The sequence below is a fragment of the Roseateles asaccharophilus genome (genome assembly GCF_031458115.1).
Taxonomy (GTDB): domain Bacteria; phylum Pseudomonadota; class Gammaproteobacteria; order Burkholderiales; family Burkholderiaceae_C; genus Pelomonas; species Pelomonas asaccharophilus_A.
Window position 1 is genome coordinate 1 of the sequence record NZ_JAVDXV010000002.1, and the last position, 16,833, is coordinate 16,833.

The following is a 16,833-nucleotide window of genomic DNA, read 5'->3' on the forward strand; positions in this document are numbered from 1 at the left end:
GGCTCGGGCACCGGCGCGGCGGCGTAGTCCGACAGGAACAGCCCCTCGCCGGCGCCGTAGTGCACGACGAAGCTGCCGGCGCCATCGGCCGTCATGGGGTGGGTCGACGAGCTGATGGCGAAGCTGCCGTAGGCCTCAAGTGGGCTGGCGCCGCTGGCGCAGCCACACGCCCACCAGCCCCAGGCCCAACAGCAGCCAGCTCTGTGGCTCGGGCACCGGCGCGGCGGCGTAGTCCGACAGGAACAGCCCCTCGCCGGCGCCGTAGTGCACGACGAAGCTGCCGGCGCCATCGGCCGTCATCAGCCGCCCGCCATCGGCCACGTTGGCGAACTGCCCGAACAGTCCGCCGCCGGCGTTCAGCAGCTGGAAGCGCAGGTCTGCCGTGACCAGCGCGCCGAAGCCGGCGATGAAGTCCAGCCTCAGCAACGTGTCGCTGCCCAGGTCCACCGTGCCGCCCACGTTGAGCGCGTCGTAGCCGCTGCCACGCGCGAGGCCGCCCAGTTCCAGCCACAGCTGGCCGCCGCCGCTGAAACTCAGGTCGCCGCGCAGCGTCAGCAGGCCCGCGCTCTCGCCCGGGGCCAGCACGGCGGCGCCCATCTGCACGCTCTGCAACTCGCCGTGGCCGCCCAGCGTGCCGTCCTCGACGACGGTGCTGCCCGTGTAGCTGTGGATGCCGTTCATGACCAGCGTGCCCGCGCCCGTCTTCAGCAGGCCCAGGCCCGGCGCCAGTTCGGAGATGCCGCCCTGCAGCACGACGGTGAATCCATTGGTGTCGATGAAGCCGGCCATGCTGTCCGCCACGCCGTCCAGCCGCAGCTCGCGGCTGGCGGCCAAGCTCAGGTCGCCCCACGCCCGCAAACCGCCCTGGGCGCTGCGCATGGTCTCGCCGTCGAAGAAGCGCTGGCCCAGCGTCACGCGGTTGGTGGCAGCGCCGAGCGAACCGTTGGCCGTGATGCCGAGCACGGCGTCGCCGGTGCTGCGCGCGTCGCCGAGTTGCACATCGCCGGTGAAGCTGTTGCCCGCGTTCGCCAACCGCACGTCGTACTTGCCGCCGCCTTCGTCGGGCCGGCTGCCGCCCGTGAAAGCGAGCGGCGCGCTGCCGCTCAGCGCGCGCTCGATGATCAGCGATTGCCCGCCGGCCTGGAAGCCGGCGCCGCCCGCGCCGATCTCAAGCGGTGTCGCGTCGTTGATGACCAGCGGTGCCGCCAGCGTGCCGCGCGTGGCCAGCGTGCCGCCGTCAAGCCGCAGCAGATTGTTTGCCGCGCCCAGCGCCTGCTGGTGGCCCAGGTCGAGGCGGCTGCCCTGGCTCACCTCGATGGCGCCGTTGAATCCGTTGGCCGCGTTCAGCACCAGATTGCCCGGCGAAAAGCCGGGCCGGCCCACCACCAGCGTGCCCTGACCCTGCACGCTGCCATCCAGCACGCCGAACAGCGCGTCCAGCCGCGCGCCACTGCCCAGCTGCAGCTCGGCGCCGCTCGCGGTCGTCAGCGACGCGAAGGTGTGCGCGTGGCCGCCCAGGTCCAGCACCGCGCCGTCGTCCACGCGCACATTGCTGCGCCGGCCCAGCGCTTCGGCCACGCCCAGCAGCAGGCGGCCCTGCGCCACGTCGACCTGCTGGCTGTTGCTGGCGTCGCTGTTGGCGGTGTTGAGTGTCCAGCGCCCCAGGCCGGTCTTGGTGATGCCCAGCCCGCTGATGGGCTGGTTGAACACCACGTCGAAGCCGTTGGTGTCCACCGTCATGTCGCGGAACGTCGTGCTGCGCGCGGCGGCAATGCTCAGGTCGGCCGTGGCGCGAAGCGTGCCGGGCAGGCTGCTGAAACCATTGGCGCGGCCCAGGTCCAGCGCGCCGCCGGGGGCGCCCAGCGCGGCGTCGCTGGACAACTCCAGCACGGCCGTGCCGCGCTGCGCGTTGCCGGCCACCTGCACGCCGCCGCTGTGGGTATTGTGGCCGGTCAGCACGAACACCGTCTCGGCCTGCGCGCCGCCCAGGCCCAGCCGGCCGTCGCCGCTGATGCCGCCGCTGACGACGTAGCGGCCGGCCTTCGCCGCGCTGAGCTGGGCGTTGCTGCTGCCCAGCACCAGCGGCCGGTCGAGCGCGAAGCCGGCCGGCAGCGCCAGCACGCCGTTCAGGCGCACCGGCGCGCCGGCCGCGCCCAGGTTGGCGTCGTTGGCAAAGCTCAGCAGGATGCCCTCCGACACGCCCAGACCGCTGGCAAAGCTGTTGTTGCCACTCAGCGTGACGTGTGCGCGCAGGCCGAAGTTGACGAAGGCCAGGCCGCCGTCACCCGTGATGGTGGCACCGACGTCCAGGCGGGCGCCCGGCGACACGAACACCACACCGTCGCCTCCGGTCGTCGTGATCGCGCGATTCAGCGTGCCGATGGGCGTGTTCAGCTGCAGCGCGCCGCCCTGTTCGAAGCGCAGCGTGTTGGCCGCGTCGCCCAGCTGGGCCTCGGTGCTCGCGATGATCTCGCCCGCGCCGACCATGTCGATGCGGCCCACGAAGCTGTGCGCCAGATGGCCCAGGTCCAGCACGCCGCCGCTGACGCGCAGCGGCCGTGCGCCGCTGATGATGCCGCTGGCCGTCACGCTGCCGGAGCCGTCGAAGGCCACGGTCAGTGCGCCGTCGCCGCTGATCGCGCCCACGTTCACCGCGCCGCTGCTGCCGGCGAAGCGCAGCTCGCCGTTGCCCTGCACGCTGGCGATGTTGATGGCGCCGCCCTGCGGACGCACCAGCAGTGCGCCGTCGCCGCGCACGCCGCCGGTCATCTGCAGCGTGTTGTTGATGCCGTCCGCCTCCAGCGTCAGCACATGGCCGGCGCGGTTGACACTGCCACTGACGACGAACTCGGTGGCGTCGAAGTCGATGCCCGTGGCGCCTTGCGCCACCACGTCGGCTGCGCCAGTCAGCGTCACCGGGCCGCTGACGAAGGCTGCTGCCACCCGCTGGCCAAGGAAGTTGGGCACCTTCTTGGCGCTGCTGCTCAGCGTTCCCGCCAGTTGGATGGGTGCCGACACGCGAGCCGTGCCGCCGCCCACCAGCTGCAACTCGGCGCCGGCCTGCACCGTGATGGAGGCGGTGCTGCCCAGGCCCTGGCTGCCCACGCCCAGCCGCGCGCCGCTGGCCACCGTCGTCGCGCCGGTGAAAGTGCTGGCCGCGTTGCCGACCACCGCGGTGCCATCCAGCACCGTCAGGCCGCCGGCGCCGCTGATGGGGCCCAGCAGCATCAGCTGGCTGTTGATGCTGGGGCCGCCGTGGACCCGCAGCGTCGTGTCCAGCTGCAGCGGGGTCTCGATGCGGGCGTGGCCGCCGTCGGACTGCATGCGCACGAAGGCGTTCGTGCCCTGAAAGACCAGCTTCTGGCCGCTCAGCACCGGTGCCGCGGCGCTGGCGCCCAGCACCAGGCCGTTCAGCACGAGGCCGCCGGCGATGTCGTTGAAGCTGTTGCTGCGGGCGGGAGCGTCCAGCAGCAGCACCATGTCGGCGGCCGGCAGCGGCAGGCCTTCCAGCCAGTTCGCGGCGTTGCTCCAGTTGGCGCTGGCAGCGCCGGTCCAGGTGAAGGTTGCGGCCTGCGTGCCTGGTGCGGTCGCGAACAGGGCCAGCAGGGCCGCCGCGGCGGCGAGCGGGGTGGGGCGAGGCGGCTTCATGGAATCTCCCAGGCATGGCGTCATGGCGCGCATGCTGGCGGGCGAGCGTCTCTGAAGCGTCTCAGCCGTGGGAGGCTAGATCCTCGACTCGTACATCGCCGCGCAGTTCGCGGCGCCGTAGCGGTTCACCGGCACCCGCCAGCGCGTGCCCACGCGCAGCGTCTTCCAATGCGCCTCGCTGATGCGGCAGGTCCAGAGGTGGTCGCCGCCGTCGCTCAGCTGCACCTCGAAGAAGGCCTCGCGCTTGCCCAGGCGCTCGCTGCCGGGCTCGCCGGGCGGCGCGACGCGCAGTGGCGGGCTGGGCCACGTGGGGCGGTCGTCGGGGCCGCCTTCCGTCTTCACGATCCAGCTGCGCCGCCACGCGAGGCGGGTGAAGCGGCAATGCTCGCCCGGCTCGGCGCGCCGGCCGGTGGGGTCGGCGGCCATGCGGCGCGTCACGTCGGTGACATCGGCGGGCATCTCGTCGCACCAGGCGGAGTCGGCCTCGCTGCGCAGTTGCTCCACTTCGATCTGCAGGCGCCAGCTGCGCCGGGTCAGCTCCACGGCCGTCCCGGCCGGCCCCCAGATCCACCAGCCCAATGTCGCCAGCGTCGCCACCACCATGGCGGCGAGCACGAGTACGCGCAGCCGTGGAACCCTAAGCCGCATCCAGCTGCGCGTTGACCGCTTCTTCCCACTGCGCCAGCTCATCCCAGCCGATCTGCAGCCAGTCCATCGCGGCGGCGTGGTGGCCGGCCCAGTCGGCATCCTCGGGCAGGCCTTCATGGCGGCGCATCAGGTGCTCGGCGATCAGGCCGGCGGCCACCAGCGTGTGGATCTCCGGCTCGATGTCGGCATGCCCCATCGCGGTCAAATCGTGGTGCAGGCGTATCGCGGCCATCAACGGCGGCGGCAGGTTCCACACGCGGATGACCAGCGCGCCGACGACGGCATGGTCGGTCTTGTGGTTGGCGTTCTCGGTGGCGATGTAGGGGCGGTCGATGCGCGCGCCGGCCTCCACCATGGTGCCGGCATAGCCGCGCACGCTCTGCAGCAGCACCGGCATGCCCACGTGCAGGAACAGGCCGAAGCTGTGCGCCAGGTCGGGCGACAGCCCTGGCAGCTCGCCGGCGATGGTGGCCATCGCGACGGCGCGCTTGGCGCTGCGCTCCCAGAAGCGCGCCAGCTGCGGCGCATTCACCGGAATGGCGTGCTGCGCCAGGAAGCCGGTCATCACCGCCACGCTCTCGCGCAGGCCGATGCGCGTCATCGCCTGGCCCACGGTGGTGCAGGGCAGGCCCACCGGCTTGAACAGCGGGCCGTTGGCGATGCGCAGCAGCGTGGCGGCCATGGCCACGTCGCTGGACGCGATGCGGGCCACCAGGTTCAGGTCGGGCTCGGGCGTGCTCATCGCCTGCTGCAACTGCGCCAGCAGTTCGGGGCAGGGCGGGATCTGGATGTGCTGCAACGGGCCGCGGCGGCGCGACTGGTCGAGGTCGTCGCGGATCTGCTGCGTCTTGCCGTTCAGGGGGGGGGAGGGGGTCTGCATGGCCGGAAAATCATAGGCGGGCAGGGGCGCCGCTACAGTGACGAGGGCGCCGTCCAGCGTCAATCTTGCCGACTTCTCCCATCTGATTTCGCGTCATGTTCGCCGGCCTCGCTTCCCACCCCTGGGCCTACCCGGCGCTGGAGACGGTGCACGTGGTGGGCATCGCGTTGCTGTTCGGCGGCCTGCTGGTGTTCGAGCTGCGCCTGCTGGGGCTGGCCCGGGCGCTGGAGCTGCGGGCACTGGCGCGGCTGGTGCTGCCGCTGGCGCTGCTGGGCTTCGGGTTGTGTGCGCTGACCGGGCTGGCGATGTTCGCCACCCAGCCGCAGGAACTGCTCGCCAATCCGGCGTTCCGCCTCAAGCTGTTGCTGCTGATGCTGGCGGGGGGAAATGCAGCGTGGTTTCATGCCAGAGGCGGTCTGGCTCTTGCGGATCGCCCCGCAAGAGTTCAGGGCCTTTTGTCATTGGGGTTTTGGCTGGCTGTCATCATCTGCGGCCGCTGGATTGCTTACGTCTAACCAGGAGTTGGTGATGATGCAAAGACGTTCCCTGCTCGCCGCGCTGCCGGTCCTGGGCAGCCTGCCCGCGCTGGCCCACCATGGCTGGAGCAGTTTCGACCAGGAGCGCCCGATCTACCTGAGCGGCAAGGCCGTCAAGGTGGCGTGGCGCAATCCCCATGCGGAACTGCATCTGGAGCTGCCGGAAGCACCGGCGCTGCCCGCCGATCTCGTCAAGCGCAGCCTGCCCCGCCAGACCACACCGGTCGACGGCGCCGCGCTGCTCGCCAAGGCCAGGCTGCCGACACGCCGCGACCGGCGCTGGGAGGTCGAGCTGGCGCCGCTGACGCGCATGCAGGCCTGGAGCGTCGAGGAGATCAAGCCCGGCACCGAGCTGGCGGTGCTGGGCTTCACGTTCGTGGGCGAGCAGGGCGAGCCGGTGCTGCGGGCGGAATACCTCTTCCTGGGCGACAAGGTCTACGGCTTGCGCTCATCCCCGGCCTGAGTTCACGGCTGGCCTCGTTGGCAGGGGCGGGAGCCGGCGCGGCGCGGGTACAGTGAAATCCACTTCCGGCCCACCACCCGCCCTTGTCCATCCCCATCTTCCGCGCAGCGTTTCGCTCGGGCGTCTTCCGCTGGTGGCTGGCCGCATTGGTGGCCAGCCCGGTGCTGGTGGCCGTTGCCTACGACGCCGCCCGGGTGATGGAAACGGCCGCGCGGCGCGGCCCGCGTGTTGCCGAGCAGGCGCAGGCGCTGGTGCTGCAGATCGAGCGCAGCGGCACGCAGGCGGATGCGCAGAAGTTGAAGGACATCAACGACTTCTTCAACCGCCGCCTGGCCTTTCGCGACGATGCGCAGACCTGGGGCATGCCCGACTACTGGGCCTCGCCGCTGGAGACGCTGGAGCGCCGCGCCGGCGACTGCGAGGACTACGCCATCGCCAAGTACTTCGCGCTGGCCGGCGCGGGCGTGCCGACGGCACGGCTGCGCATGGTCTATGTGCGCGCCCGCCTGCAAGGCCAGACCATGCCGCACATGGTGCTGGCCTACTATGCCGAGCCGGGCGCCGAGCCGCTGATCCTGGACAACCTGCGCCCCGAGGTGTTGCCCGCATCGCAGCGCGGCGACCTGACGCCGGTGTTCAGCTTCAACACCGAAGGGCTGTGGCAGGGCGTGGGCCAGGTCACGCAGGGTGACCCGCTGGTGCGGCTGTCGCTGTGGCGGGAATTGGTGGCCAAGGTGAGGGCCGAAGGCTTTGTGGACTGATGAAGACATGAGGAACACAACATGTCCCTGATGCGGCAGATTGCCTGGCTGGTGCTGGGCGTGGTGCTGGCGGCGCTGGTGGGCGCGGTCGGGCTGTCCACGCTGTCGGCGCGCCAGCTGATGCAGACCCAGCTGCGGCTGAAGAACGCCGACAACGCGCAGGCGCTGGCGCTGGCGCTGTCGCAGCAGCAGGGTGATGCCGAGCTGATCAAGCTGCTGATCTCGGCCCAGTACGACACCGGCGCCTATGAGTTCGTGCGCTGGCGCGACGCCAAGGGCGAGGCCTTGTACGAGCGCGCCGGTGCCGCCAAGGATGGGCTGGCGCCGGCCTGGTTTCGCAACTGGGTGGCGCTGGACGCACCGGCCGGCGTGGCGCAGCTGTCCAACGGCTGGAACGCCATCGGCGCCGTCGAGCTGAGGAGCCACGCCAGCTATGCCTACGACGAGCTGTGGCTGTCGGCGCGCCGGCTGCTGGCCTGGCTGCTGGGCGTGGGCATCGTTGCGGCCGTGCTGGCCTGGGCGGGCTTGCGGCGCATCCGCCGCCCGCTGGACGCCGCCGTCGCTCAGGCCGAGGGCGTGCTGGCGGGCCGCTACGGCCAGGTCGTGGAGCCGCGCGTGCCCGAGATGCAGCGGCTCACGCGCGCGATGAACGCGATGGTGCAGCGCGTGCGCGAGCTGTTCGAGGCCCAGGCCGGTCAGCTGATGGTGCTGCGGGAGCAGGCCCATCTGGACCCGCTGACCGGCGTGTCCGCGCGCAAGCACTTCCTGGCCGAGCTGGAGGCGGCGCTGCGGCGCGACGACGGCCCGGCCGTTGCGGGCCTGGTGCTGCTGCGCCTGCGCGACCTGGCCGGCCTGAACACGCGGCTGGGCCGGCGCGCGGTGGACGACGTGCTGCTGACCATCGTCAGCGCGCTGCAGGCCTACCCGCAGCGCGTGCCGGGCTGCCGTGTGGGCCGGCTCAACGGCGGTGACTTCGCACTGTGGCTGCCCGCCGAGGGCGTGGCCGGCGAAACCGCCGAGGCGCTGGCCGATGCGTTGCGCGCCAGCCTGCCGGCGTTTGGCGCCAATGTGCAGGTGGCGCTGGGCGCGGTGCAGCTGCCGCGCGAGCGGCCCAGCAATGTCTGGCTGGGCGAGGCCGACGCGGCGCTGGCGCGGGCCGAGCACGTCAGCGAGACGCGCGGCGGCTTTGTCGTGGAGGTCATGGCCGATGCCGGCGTGGGCCGCGAGCAGGGTGAAACCTTGTGGCGCGCGCAACTGCAGGAAGCCGTGACGCTGCAGCGCGGCCAGCTCGTGGAGTTCGCGGTGCGCGACCGCGAGGGCCGCGTGCTGCATCTGGAGTGCCCGCTGCAACTGGGCCTGGGCAGCGAGCTGCTGCCCGCCTCGGCGTGGCTGCCGCTGGCGGCGCGCGCGCGGCTGACGGCGGCGGTGGATCTGTTCGCCGTGGGGCTGGCGCTGAAGGCCAGCGCGGCCGATGGCCAGGCGCGCTGCATCAACATCGCGCCGGCGTCGCTGGCCGACGCGGGCTTCCTGCCGCAGCTGCGCGACCTGCTGCTGCACGCGCCGCAGGCCGCGCGCCTGCTGCTGCTGGACGTGGCGGAGTCGGCCGCTGGCGAGCATTTCGAGCGCCTGCTGGAGCTGGGCCGCCAGCTGCGGCCACTGGGCGTGAAGCTGGGCCTGGAGCATGCGGGCGCGGGGCTGGCGCAGATCGAGCGGCTGTACCAGGCGGGGCTGGACTATGTGAAGCTGGACGCGTCGGTGCTGTTGGGCGTGGCCGGCGAGGCGGGGCGTGCGGCCTTTGTGCGAGGCATGGTCATCATGCTGCGCAGCCTGGCGCTGAAGGTCTATGGCGAGGGTGTCGTGGACGAGATGGATGCGCAGGCGTTGTGGGACTGTGAGCTGGATGGGCTGACGGGGCCGTGGGTGACGGCGCAGCGCGAGAGCTGATCTCGGTTGTCGTTGCGGCGCGTGCTGTTCATCGAGAGATTGCCGGGAGTCCGTCCCGGCAGCCGGGTAACTTTCTTCTGCGGGGCCAGAAGAAAGTCACCAAAGAAGAGGCCCTGAACCGCACGCGAGCACCGCGGCGCTACGAGTGGCGCGCGAAAACAATCACTTCCACTCCGGGCAGACGCGAACCGCTGCGCTCTCGCTGCTGTCCCTGTCACCCGCACCATCCATCGCACCACCTGCCCGCTTAACGCGCGGCTGCACGCCGTGCTCACCAGAACAGCCAATGCAGCATCGCTCGGGCGACGCGATCGTTGCGCAGCATCCACCGGGGCGTCGCTCCAGCGGCGCGGCTTCGCATTCCTGATGAGCCCGGCGTGCAGCCGGCGTTAACCGGCATGAAGGCTCGATCTGGCGCACTCGTCATAGGGACAGCCGCGAGAGCGCAGCGGGTCGCGTGTAGGCCTAGAGCCGCAGGCTGTTTTCGCGCGCCGCTGATGGCGTCGTCGCGCTGGGATGCGGTTCAGCGCCTCTTCTTTGGTGACTTTCTTCTGGCGCCGCAGAAGAAAGTTACCCCGCCGCCGGGCGGGACTCCCGGCAATCTCTCGATGAGCCGCCCGCTCCGCCAAAGCATCCCACCCACAATAAAACGGGGCCTCAAGCCCCGTCCTCAACCCTTCAAATCTTCATCTCCCACCGCACCTGCCACTGCGTATAACTCGGCCCCCCGCTGCGGCTGGTCACGAGCAGCGCATCCGTCGTGCTGATGCTGCCGGTGTAGTAGTCCAATGGCGTCAGGTTGCTGGCGGACAAGCGCAGCGACTGCTCCGGCGACAGATTCCACGTGACGAACGCATCGCTGACCAGCTTGCGATTGGTCGTCACCTCGGTCAGCACGGTCTGCTGGATGGTGGACGACGGCGTCCAGTTCAGCGACGCGCCCAGAGACACCGGCACCGAACGCAGCCGGTAGTCAAAGCCCAGGTTGGCCGTCGCCTTGGGCTGGCCTTCGATGCGGTTGTTCGGGCCCGGCAGACCGTCGACCTTGGACGTGAAGAAGCTGAGGTTGCTGCGCACGTTGATGGGCAGCGCGTCCTCGAAGTACTCGTCCAGCCGGAACTTGGCCTCCAGCTCCAGACCCATCGTGCTGGCCTTGCCGAGGTTGCGCGGGCGGGCCACCCAGCGCGGCGTGGCGCTCCAGGACACCGTCTCCAGCGCGGTCACGTTGCGCATCAGGTTGCTGATGCTGCGCGCGAAGAAGTTGGCGCTCAGCAGGCCGCCCTTGCTCAGGTACTTCTCGTAGCCGATCTCCACGCCGGTGGCCAGCTCGGGCTTCAGCTCGGGGTTGCCGGCGCGGTCGGGCGACGTGATGTCGTGCGGCACGTTGCTGTTGATGCTGGGCCGCGCGATCAGATCGTTCAGCTGCGGGCTGCGGTAGCTGCGCGTCAGGCTCATGCGGATGGCTTCCTTGCCGCCCGGGTCCAGCTTGTAGCGGGCGTGGGCCAGCGGCGTGAACACGCTGGACGTGTTGCTGACCGCGTAGTTGGCGGCGCTGCTCTCCGTCTTGATGCCCTCCCAGCGCAGGCCGGCGTAGAAATCCCACTGCTTGCCGACGTTCCACTCGTCCTGCGCATAGGCCGCGAAGCGCGTGGTGGATGCGTCCATGTCGTCGCCGAAATCGCCCAGGCCCTGCTGCGGCGCGCCGTTGACCAGCGTCGTGCGGCTGGCGTGCCGGGTGTTGCCTTCGCCCTCGGCGCCGAAAACGAGGTTGTGCTCGTTCTCCAGGCTGCGCGAGAACTTGCCCACCAGGTTCCAGTTGCGGTCGCGGCTGTCGGTGGTGTCTTCCTGCTGGCGCGATGCCGCGCCTTTCAGCGTTTCCTGGCGCAGGCTGTGGCTCTCGCCGCGCGCGCCGCCCACGCCACCGCGCACCTCGATGCGTGTGTCGGGGTCGGGGCGCGTCATCCACTGCGCGTTCAGCCGTCCCATCGTGAACTGACTGTTGCCGGTGGTCTGCGCGCGGTCGAAGTCGCCCGGCAGCGGCGTGGCCGGCGTGGGCGTGGTGGTGCGCGTGATGTCGGAGCTGCTGTCCGACTTGTTCGTAACGACGAAAGGCTGGATGGTCAGGCTGTCCTGCCCGCTCAGCTTGATCTGCACGCGGCCGTTCAGGTTCAGGCTCTGGCGCGTGTCCTCGTTGCGGCCGCGCGTGACCTGCAGCGACTGCTCGCCCGTCGTGCGGTTCAGCCGCGTGACGTCGCTGATGACGTCGTCGATGCGCTCGCCGCGCATCGCGTTGACGCTGAAGTTGTAGGTGTTGCCCTGGCCGAACGTGTCGTTGCGGCTCCAGCTGATGTTGGGGTTGAGCTTGCCGCGCTCCACGCCGACGCCGGCGCGGAACTCGTTGAGCCGCTTCTTCATCGGCTCGCGCAGCACCACGTTGATGGTGCCGGCGATGGCGCGCGTGCCGTACTCGGCGGTCGGCGCGCGCAGCACCTCGATGCGCTCCACCTGCTCGGGCGGCAGCTGGTCCAGCGAGAAGCCGGGCGGCATGCGTTCGCCGTCCACCAGGATCTGCGTGAAGCCGCCGCCCATGCCGCGCATGCGCACATCGCCGCCGCGGCCCGGGCGGCCGCCGGTGGTCACGCCGGGCAGACGCTTCAGCACCTCGCCGACGGTGGAGTCGCCGAACTTCTCGATTTCCTCACGCGTGATGACGATCTTGCTGGCTGTCGAAGCCTTGCGGATGGAATCGTCGCTGGCCGTGCCGCTGACCTCCACACGCTGCAGCTGTTCGCTGGGCTTGGCGTCGGGCGTCGCCGGCCGGACCGCCATGCGCGCCGGGGCGGAGGCGGCGGCTGCAGGGGCGGCGGGGGTGTTCTGGGCGTAGGCGGCGGGCAGGCCGCAAGCCACCAGCGCGGCGGCCGCAGGGATGCGGAGGAGTTGGAAGGGCATGCCGCCAGCTTGCCATGGGGCCCATGCCGCGATGTGGCTCGTCTGTTAAGAAAGAATGCCCGGCCCTCGGAGGACCTAGACTTTCGGCCTGTTCCGACGTGCCTTTCCCCTCTCATGACCGCCATTTCCGAAGCCGCGCTGCGGCCCTTGCTGCAAGCTGTCGCCGACCCCGGCGGTGACCGTACCCTGGGCGAAGCCAAGGCGCTGAAGTCCCTGCGCATCGACGGCGCTGATGTGTCGGTCGACATCGAGCTGGGCTACCCGGCCGCCAGCCAGCACGCCGCGCTGCGCTCGGCGGTCGTGGCCGCGGCGCGTTCGCTGCCCGGCGTGGGCAACGTCAGCGTGTCCATCACGACCAACGTGGTGGCCCATGCCGTGCAGCGCGGCGTGCAGCTGCTGTCGGGCGTGAAGAACATCATTGCCGTGGCCTCCGGCAAGGGCGGCGTGGGCAAGAGCACCACGGCCGCCAACCTGGCGCTGGCCCTGCATGCCGAGGGCGCCCGCGTGGGCGTGCTGGACGCCGACGTCTACGGCCCCAGCCAGCCGCTGATGCTGGGCGCCAGCGGCCGCCCCGAGACCACCGACGGCCAGACCATGGAGCCGCACATCGCCCACGGCGTGCAGGTCAACTCCATCGGCTTCCTGGTCGACGACGACCAGGCCATGATCTGGCGCGGCCCCATGGCCACGCAGGCGCTAGAGCAGCTGCTGCGCCAGACCCGCTGGCAGCAGCTGGACTACCTCATCATCGACATGCCGCCCGGCACCGGCGACATCCAGCTGACGCTGTCGCAGCGCGTGCCCGTGACCGGCGCCGTCATTGTCACGACGCCGCAGGACATCGCGCTGATCGACGCCAAGAAGGGCCTGAAGATGTTCGAGAAGGTGGGCGTGCCCATCCTCGGCATCGTCGAGAACATGGCCGTGCACATCTGCAGCAACTGCGGCCATGCCGAGCACATCTTTGGCGCCGACGGCGGCAAGAAGATGGCCCAGCAATACGGCACCGAGCTGCTGGGCGCGCTGCCGCTGGCGATGAACATCCGCGCCCAGGCTGACTCCGGCACCCCCACCGTCGTGGCCGAACCCGACGGCGAGGTGGCGGGCCTCTACAAGGCGCTGGCCCGCAAGATCACGTCCAAGATCGCGGCGCAGAGCAAGGACTATTCGTCCAAGTTCCCGACCATCTCCATCTCCAAGAACAGCTGAATCCCATGACCCGAATTGCCCGCCTCCTGGTTGCCGGCCTGGCCTTCATCGCAGCGGCGGCCCACGCCCAGCAGGTGCTGCGCGTGACCGCCATCCCCGACGAGTCGCCCACCGAGCTGGCCCGCAAGTTCGCGCCGCTGGGCCAATACCTGGAGAGCAGGCTGGGCGTGAAGGTGGAATGGACCCCGGTGACGGACTACGCCGCCGCCGTGGAGACGCTGGTCAACAGGAAGGTGGACCTGGCCTGGTTCGGCGGCTTCACCTTCGTGCAGGCAAACGTGCGTTCGGGTGGCAAGGTGGTGCCCCTGGTGCAGCGCGAGGAGGACGAGAAGTTCCGCTCCGTCTTCATCACCGACAAGGCCAGCGGCATCAGCCGGCTGGAAGACCTCAAGGGCAAGACCCTGTCCTTCGGCTCGCAGAGCAGCACCTCGGGCCACCTGATGCCGCGCAGCTTCCTGCTCGCCGCCAAGATCAACCCCGACACCGACCTCAAGCGCGTGGCTTTCAGCGGCGCGCATGACGCGACCATCGCCGCCGTCGCCAGCGGCAAGGTGGACGCCGGGGCGCTGAACATCTCGGTGTGGGAGAAGTTCGTCGCCGAGAAGAAGGTGGACCCGGCGCAGGTGAAGGTGTTCTACACGACGGCGCCTTACTACGACTACAACTGGTCGGTGCATGCCGACATGCCGCAGGCGCTGCAGGACAAGATCAAGGCCGCCTTCCTGGCGCTGGATGCGAACACGCCCCAGGGCAAGGAGATCCTCGGCCTGCAGCGCGCGACGAAGTTCATCGCCAGCAAGCCCGACAACTACACCGGCATCAAGGTCGCCGCCGAGAACGCTGGCCTGTTGAAATGATCCGGCTCGGCAGCGCCGACGCCGCAGCGCTGGGAGGCGCGGCGCCCGTGCTGCACGGCATCGACCTGGCGCTGGCGGCCGGCGAGCAGATCGCCGTCATCGGCGCCTCGGGCGCCGGCAAGACGACGCTGCTGAGCCTGCTCGCGCTGATGCAGGCGCCGCTGGCCGGGCGCCTTGAGCTGGACGGCACCGACCCCTGGGCGCAGAGCCGCAGCGAGCGCCAACGCCTGCGGGCCGGCATCGCGCTGGCGCCCCAGCAGCCGCCGCTGCCGCCGCGCCAGCGCGTGGCCGTGGCGGTGCTGGCGGCTCGGCTGCCGGGCATGTCGCTGGCGCGCAGCCTGCGCACGCTGTGGAGCCCGCCCGACGCGCCGCTGGCCCAGGCGGCGCTGGAGCAACTGGGCGTGGCCGACAAGCTGTGGCAGCGCGTGGACCGCCTGTCCGGTGGCGAACGCCAGCGCGTGGGCCTGGCACGGCTGCTGGTGTCCGACGCGCGGCTGTGGCTGGCCGACGAGCCGCTGGCGGCGCTGGACCCGGCCCGTGCCGAGATGGCGCTGACCGCGCTTCGCCGCAACGCCGCCGAGCGCGGCGCGGCGCTGGTGTGCAGCCTGCACCAGGTGGACCTGGCGTTGAAGCACTTTCCGCGCGTCGTCGCGCTGCGCGCCGGGCGAATCGTCTTCGATGGCCCGCCGGGTGGCATCGACGAGGACCTGCTGGACGAGCTGTACCGCAGCCAGGATGAGTCGGCGCCCGAACTGGCGCCGCTACCGCAGCCCGTGCCCCTGCCACAAGCGATGTGCCGATGACGCGCGACCCCGCGCTGGGCGGCCGCTGGGCGCTGCTGCTCGTGGCCCTGGTGCTGGCCTGGCCGCTGCTGGTGCTGGCCGAGTTCAAGCCCTGGACGCTGCTGGACGAGCGCAGCCTGCGTGCCACGGGGCGCTTCCTCGCCGACTTCTTTCCGCCGCGCGCGGATGCCGAGTTCCTGGCACTGCTGGCGCGCGAGACCTGGCGCACCGTCGCCATCGCCACGGCCGGGCTGACGCTGGCCCTCGCGATCGCCGTGCCGGCGGCGCTGCTTGCCACGGCGCGCTTGTCCGTCAGCACGCTGGAAGGCCGCCCCGGTCCGGCGCGCTGGCTGCGGCGGGCGGTGAGGGCGGTGCTGGTGGTGCTGCGCTCCATCCCGGAGCTGGTGTGGGCCCTGGTGTTCGTGCGCGTCGTGGGCCTCGGGCCCACGGCGGGCGTGCTGGCGATTGCCATCGCCTACGGCGGCATGCTCGGCAAGGTCTATGCCGAGATCCTGGAGAGCGCCGACCCGGCGCCGACCCAGGCCCTGCTGCGCGGTGGCGGTGGCCGGCTGCAAGCCCTGTTGTTCGGCTCGCTGCCCAGCTGCGCGCCCGAGCTGCTGAGCTACACCGTCTACCGCTGGGAATGCGCGGTGCGCTCGTCGGTGGTGCTGGGCTTCGTCGGAGCGGGCGGGCTGGGCCAGCAGCTGGACAACGCGGCCAAGATGTTCGCCGGCGCGGAGGTCAGCGCCATCCTGCTCGTCTTCATCGCGCTGGTGATGGCGAGCGATGCGTTCAGCCGGTGGTTGCGCGGGAGGCTGGCGTGAGACTCAGCACCGCCGCCGTGCCGCTGGGCCTGCTGGCCCTCGTCGTCGCCAGCTTCTGGTCGCTGGACCTGCAATGGGCCGCCTTCCTCGGCACTGATGCGCTGGCCGGCATGGGCCGTTTTGCCGCCAGCTTCTTCCCGCCCGAGACGGCGCCGGCCTATCTGGCCAAGACGGGCTGGGCGCTGCTGGAGACGCTGGCGATGTCCGCCGTCGGCACCGCACTGGCCGTCGTGGGCGGCCTGCTGCTGGCCCTGCCCGCAGCCGGCTCGGGCGTGCCGCGTGCGGCTGCCCGCCTGGTGCTGAACGTGCTGCGCAGCGTGCCCGAGCTGGTGTGGGCGGTGCTGCTGCTGATCCTCGCCGGCCTGGGGCCGCTGCCCGGCACGCTGGCACTGGCGCTGCACACCAGCGGCGTGCTGGGCCGGCTGTTCGCCGAGAGCTTCGAGAACGCGCCGCCGCTGCCCGCCCTGGCGCTGCGCCAGCGTGGCGTGGGTGCCCTGCGCGTGTGGCTGTTCGCCACCCTGCCGCAGACGCTGCCGCAGCTCGCCAGCTACACGCTCTACCGCTGGGAGAACAACATCCGCGCGGCCAGCGTGCTGGGTGTGGTCGGCGCAGGCGGCCTGGGGCAGATGCTGAGTTATCACCTGGGTCTGTTCCAGATGCGCGAAGCCTGCACCGTGCTGGTCGCGATGATGATGCTGGTGGCGCTGGTGGACACGCTGTCCTGGCGCCTGAGACAACGACTGACACGATGACCGCAGACCTCCAAGCCCTGCTGGGCCGCTACTCGGTGGGCCCCAAGCACCTGGTGGAGCCCGGGCCGGACGATGCCCAGCTCGCGACGATGGTGCAGGCGGCGCTGCACGCGCCCGACCACGCCGAACTGGTGCCTTATCGCTTCAAACTGGTGCGTGGCGACGCCCGGGCGCAGATGGCCACGCTGTTCGCCGACGCCGCCCGTGCCGCCGGCAAGGGCGAGGAGGGCGCCGTGCTGGACGCCGAGCGCGCGCTGCGCCCACCGGTGACGGTGGCCGTGGTCGCGCGCATCGACCTGGGCCACCCGCTGGTGCCGGCGCACGAGCAGTGGGCGGCCTTGGGCGGCGCCATCAGCAACTTCCTGACGGCGGCGCATGCACTGGGCTTCGGCGGCAAGATGCTCAGCGGTGCCAAGGTGCGCAACGCCGCCATCGCGGCCGCATTCTGCGAGCCCGGCGAGACGCTGCTGGGCTGGATCGCACTGGGCACGCCAAGCCGCAAGCCGGCCGGCCCATCGCGCAAGCCGGACCCCGGGCAGGTGCTGATCGACTGGCACCTGCCTTGCAAGGGAGACTGAAC

Annotated in this window: 14 protein-coding genes; 10 read left to right on the plus strand and 4 right to left on the minus strand. The window is 71.0% G+C overall.

What is annotated here, in order from left to right; genetic code table 11:
* Positions 1 to 135 precede the first annotated feature (135 nt).
* The 3 genes from J2X21_RS04560 to J2X21_RS04570 all read right to left on the minus strand — a co-directional run bounded on the left by J2X21_RS04560 (position 136) and on the right by J2X21_RS04570 (position 5,176).
* A complete protein-coding gene (locus tag J2X21_RS04560; RefSeq protein WP_310325466.1) occupies positions 136 to 3,648 on the minus strand; it encodes a beta strand repeat-containing protein in 3,513 nt (1,170 codons plus the stop codon).
* Positions 3,649 to 3,723: 75 nt separating this feature from the next.
* A complete protein-coding gene (locus J2X21_RS04565) occupies positions 3,724 to 4,263 on the minus strand; it encodes a hypothetical protein (protein ID WP_310325469.1) in 540 nt (179 codons plus the stop codon).
* A gap of 22 nt (positions 4,264 to 4,285) precedes the next feature.
* Entirely contained in the window at positions 4,286 to 5,176 is an 891-nt protein-coding gene (locus tag J2X21_RS04570; RefSeq protein ID WP_310325471.1) for an HDOD domain-containing protein, read from the minus strand.
* A 95-nt stretch (positions 5,177 to 5,271) separates the two neighbouring features.
* On the opposite strand from J2X21_RS04570, the gene J2X21_RS04575 reads away from it, so the two are divergent.
* The 4 genes from J2X21_RS04575 (at position 5,272) to J2X21_RS04590 (ending at position 8,880) form a co-directional block, all read left to right on the plus strand.
* Entirely contained in the window at positions 5,272 to 5,691 is a 420-nt protein-coding gene (locus tag J2X21_RS04575; protein WP_310325473.1) for a hypothetical protein, read from the plus strand.
* 16 nt (positions 5,692 to 5,707) lie between these two features.
* Positions 5,708 to 6,175 (plus strand): DUF6152 family protein, encoded by a 468-nt coding sequence (locus J2X21_RS04580; protein WP_404666580.1) that lies wholly within the window; start codon positions 5,708 to 5,710, stop codon positions 6,173 to 6,175.
* A gap of 83 nt (positions 6,176 to 6,258) precedes the next feature.
* Positions 6,259 to 6,936, plus strand: a complete 678-nt coding sequence (locus tag J2X21_RS04585; protein ID WP_310325478.1) for a transglutaminase-like cysteine peptidase — start codon at positions 6,259 to 6,261, stop codon at positions 6,934 to 6,936.
* Between the two features lie 21 nt (positions 6,937 to 6,957).
* Positions 6,958 to 8,880: a bifunctional diguanylate cyclase/phosphodiesterase gene (locus tag J2X21_RS04590; protein WP_310325481.1), complete on the plus strand. Its 1,923-nt coding sequence runs from the start codon at positions 6,958 to 6,960 to the stop codon at positions 8,878 to 8,880.
* A 678-nt stretch (positions 8,881 to 9,558) separates the two neighbouring features.
* On the opposite strand, the gene J2X21_RS04595 is transcribed toward J2X21_RS04590, so the two are convergent.
* Positions 9,559 to 11,829, minus strand: a complete 2,271-nt coding sequence (locus J2X21_RS04595) for a TonB-dependent receptor plug domain-containing protein (protein ID WP_310325484.1) — start codon at positions 11,827 to 11,829, stop codon at positions 9,559 to 9,561.
* Between the two features lie 114 nt (positions 11,830 to 11,943).
* On the opposite strand from J2X21_RS04595, the gene apbC reads away from it, so the two are divergent.
* From apbC to J2X21_RS04625, 6 genes are read left to right on the plus strand one after another with little or no spacing between them, the layout of a single operon-like run.
* Positions 11,944 to 13,038 carry an iron-sulfur cluster carrier protein ApbC gene (gene apbC, locus J2X21_RS04600; RefSeq protein ID WP_310325487.1) on the plus strand — a complete coding sequence of 365 codons (1,095 nt, stop codon included), beginning with the start codon at positions 11,944 to 11,946 and terminating at the stop codon, positions 13,036 to 13,038.
* A gap of 5 nt (positions 13,039 to 13,043) precedes the next feature.
* Complete coding sequence (locus J2X21_RS04605) at positions 13,044 to 13,895, plus strand: putative selenate ABC transporter substrate-binding protein (protein WP_310325491.1); 852 nt, start codon at positions 13,044 to 13,046, stop codon at positions 13,893 to 13,895.
* Entirely contained in the window at positions 13,892 to 14,698 is an 807-nt protein-coding gene (locus J2X21_RS04610; protein ID WP_310325494.1) for a phosphonate ABC transporter ATP-binding protein, read from the plus strand. Before J2X21_RS04605 ends, J2X21_RS04610 begins: the two co-directional genes overlap by 4 nt.
* A complete protein-coding gene (phnE, locus tag J2X21_RS04615; RefSeq protein ID WP_310325496.1) occupies positions 14,695 to 15,501 on the plus strand; it encodes a phosphonate ABC transporter, permease protein PhnE in 807 nt (268 codons plus the stop codon). Before J2X21_RS04610 ends, phnE (J2X21_RS04615) begins: the two co-directional genes overlap by 4 nt.
* On the plus strand, positions 15,498 to 16,253 hold the full coding sequence (gene phnE, locus J2X21_RS04620; RefSeq protein WP_310325498.1) for a phosphonate ABC transporter, permease protein PhnE: 756 nt from the start codon (positions 15,498 to 15,500) through the stop codon (positions 16,251 to 16,253). The genes phnE (J2X21_RS04615) and phnE (J2X21_RS04620) overlap by 4 nt, the downstream gene beginning before the upstream one ends.
* Positions 16,250 to 16,831 (plus strand): nitroreductase family protein, encoded by a 582-nt coding sequence (locus J2X21_RS04625; protein ID WP_310325500.1) that lies wholly within the window; start codon positions 16,250 to 16,252, stop codon positions 16,829 to 16,831. The genes phnE (J2X21_RS04620) and J2X21_RS04625 overlap by 4 nt, the downstream gene beginning before the upstream one ends.
* The last annotated feature ends 2 nt before the right edge of the window (positions 16,832 to 16,833 follow it).

Bases quoted from the DNA above. Each gene is read 5' to 3' on its own strand.
- J2X21_RS04560 (WP_310325466.1), bottom strand. From the start codon at position 3,648: ATGAAGCCGCCTCGCCCCACCCCGCTCGCCGCCGCGGCGGCCCTGCTG.
- J2X21_RS04570 (WP_310325471.1), bottom strand. From the start codon at position 5,176: ATGCAGACCCCCTCCCCCCCCCTGAACGGCAAGACGCAGCAGATCCGC.
- J2X21_RS04575 (WP_310325473.1), top strand. From the start codon at position 5,272: ATGTTCGCCGGCCTCGCTTCCCACCCCTGGGCCTACCCGGCGCTGGAG.
- J2X21_RS04580 (WP_404666580.1), top strand. From the start codon at position 5,708: ATGCAAAGACGTTCCCTGCTCGCCGCGCTGCCGGTCCTGGGCAGCCTG.
- J2X21_RS04590 (WP_310325481.1), top strand. From the start codon at position 6,958: ATGTCCCTGATGCGGCAGATTGCCTGGCTGGTGCTGGGCGTGGTGCTG.
- J2X21_RS04595 (WP_310325484.1), bottom strand. From the start codon at position 11,829: ATGCCCTTCCAACTCCTCCGCATCCCTGCGGCCGCCGCGCTGGTGGCT.
- apbC (WP_310325487.1), top strand. From the start codon at position 11,944: ATGACCGCCATTTCCGAAGCCGCGCTGCGGCCCTTGCTGCAAGCTGTC.
- J2X21_RS04605 (WP_310325491.1), top strand. From the start codon at position 13,044: ATGACCCGAATTGCCCGCCTCCTGGTTGCCGGCCTGGCCTTCATCGCA.
- J2X21_RS04610 (WP_310325494.1), top strand. From the start codon at position 13,892: ATGATCCGGCTCGGCAGCGCCGACGCCGCAGCGCTGGGAGGCGCGGCG.
- phnE (WP_310325496.1), top strand. From the start codon at position 14,695: ATGACGCGCGACCCCGCGCTGGGCGGCCGCTGGGCGCTGCTGCTCGTG.
- J2X21_RS04625 (WP_310325500.1), top strand. From the start codon at position 16,250: ATGACCGCAGACCTCCAAGCCCTGCTGGGCCGCTACTCGGTGGGCCCC.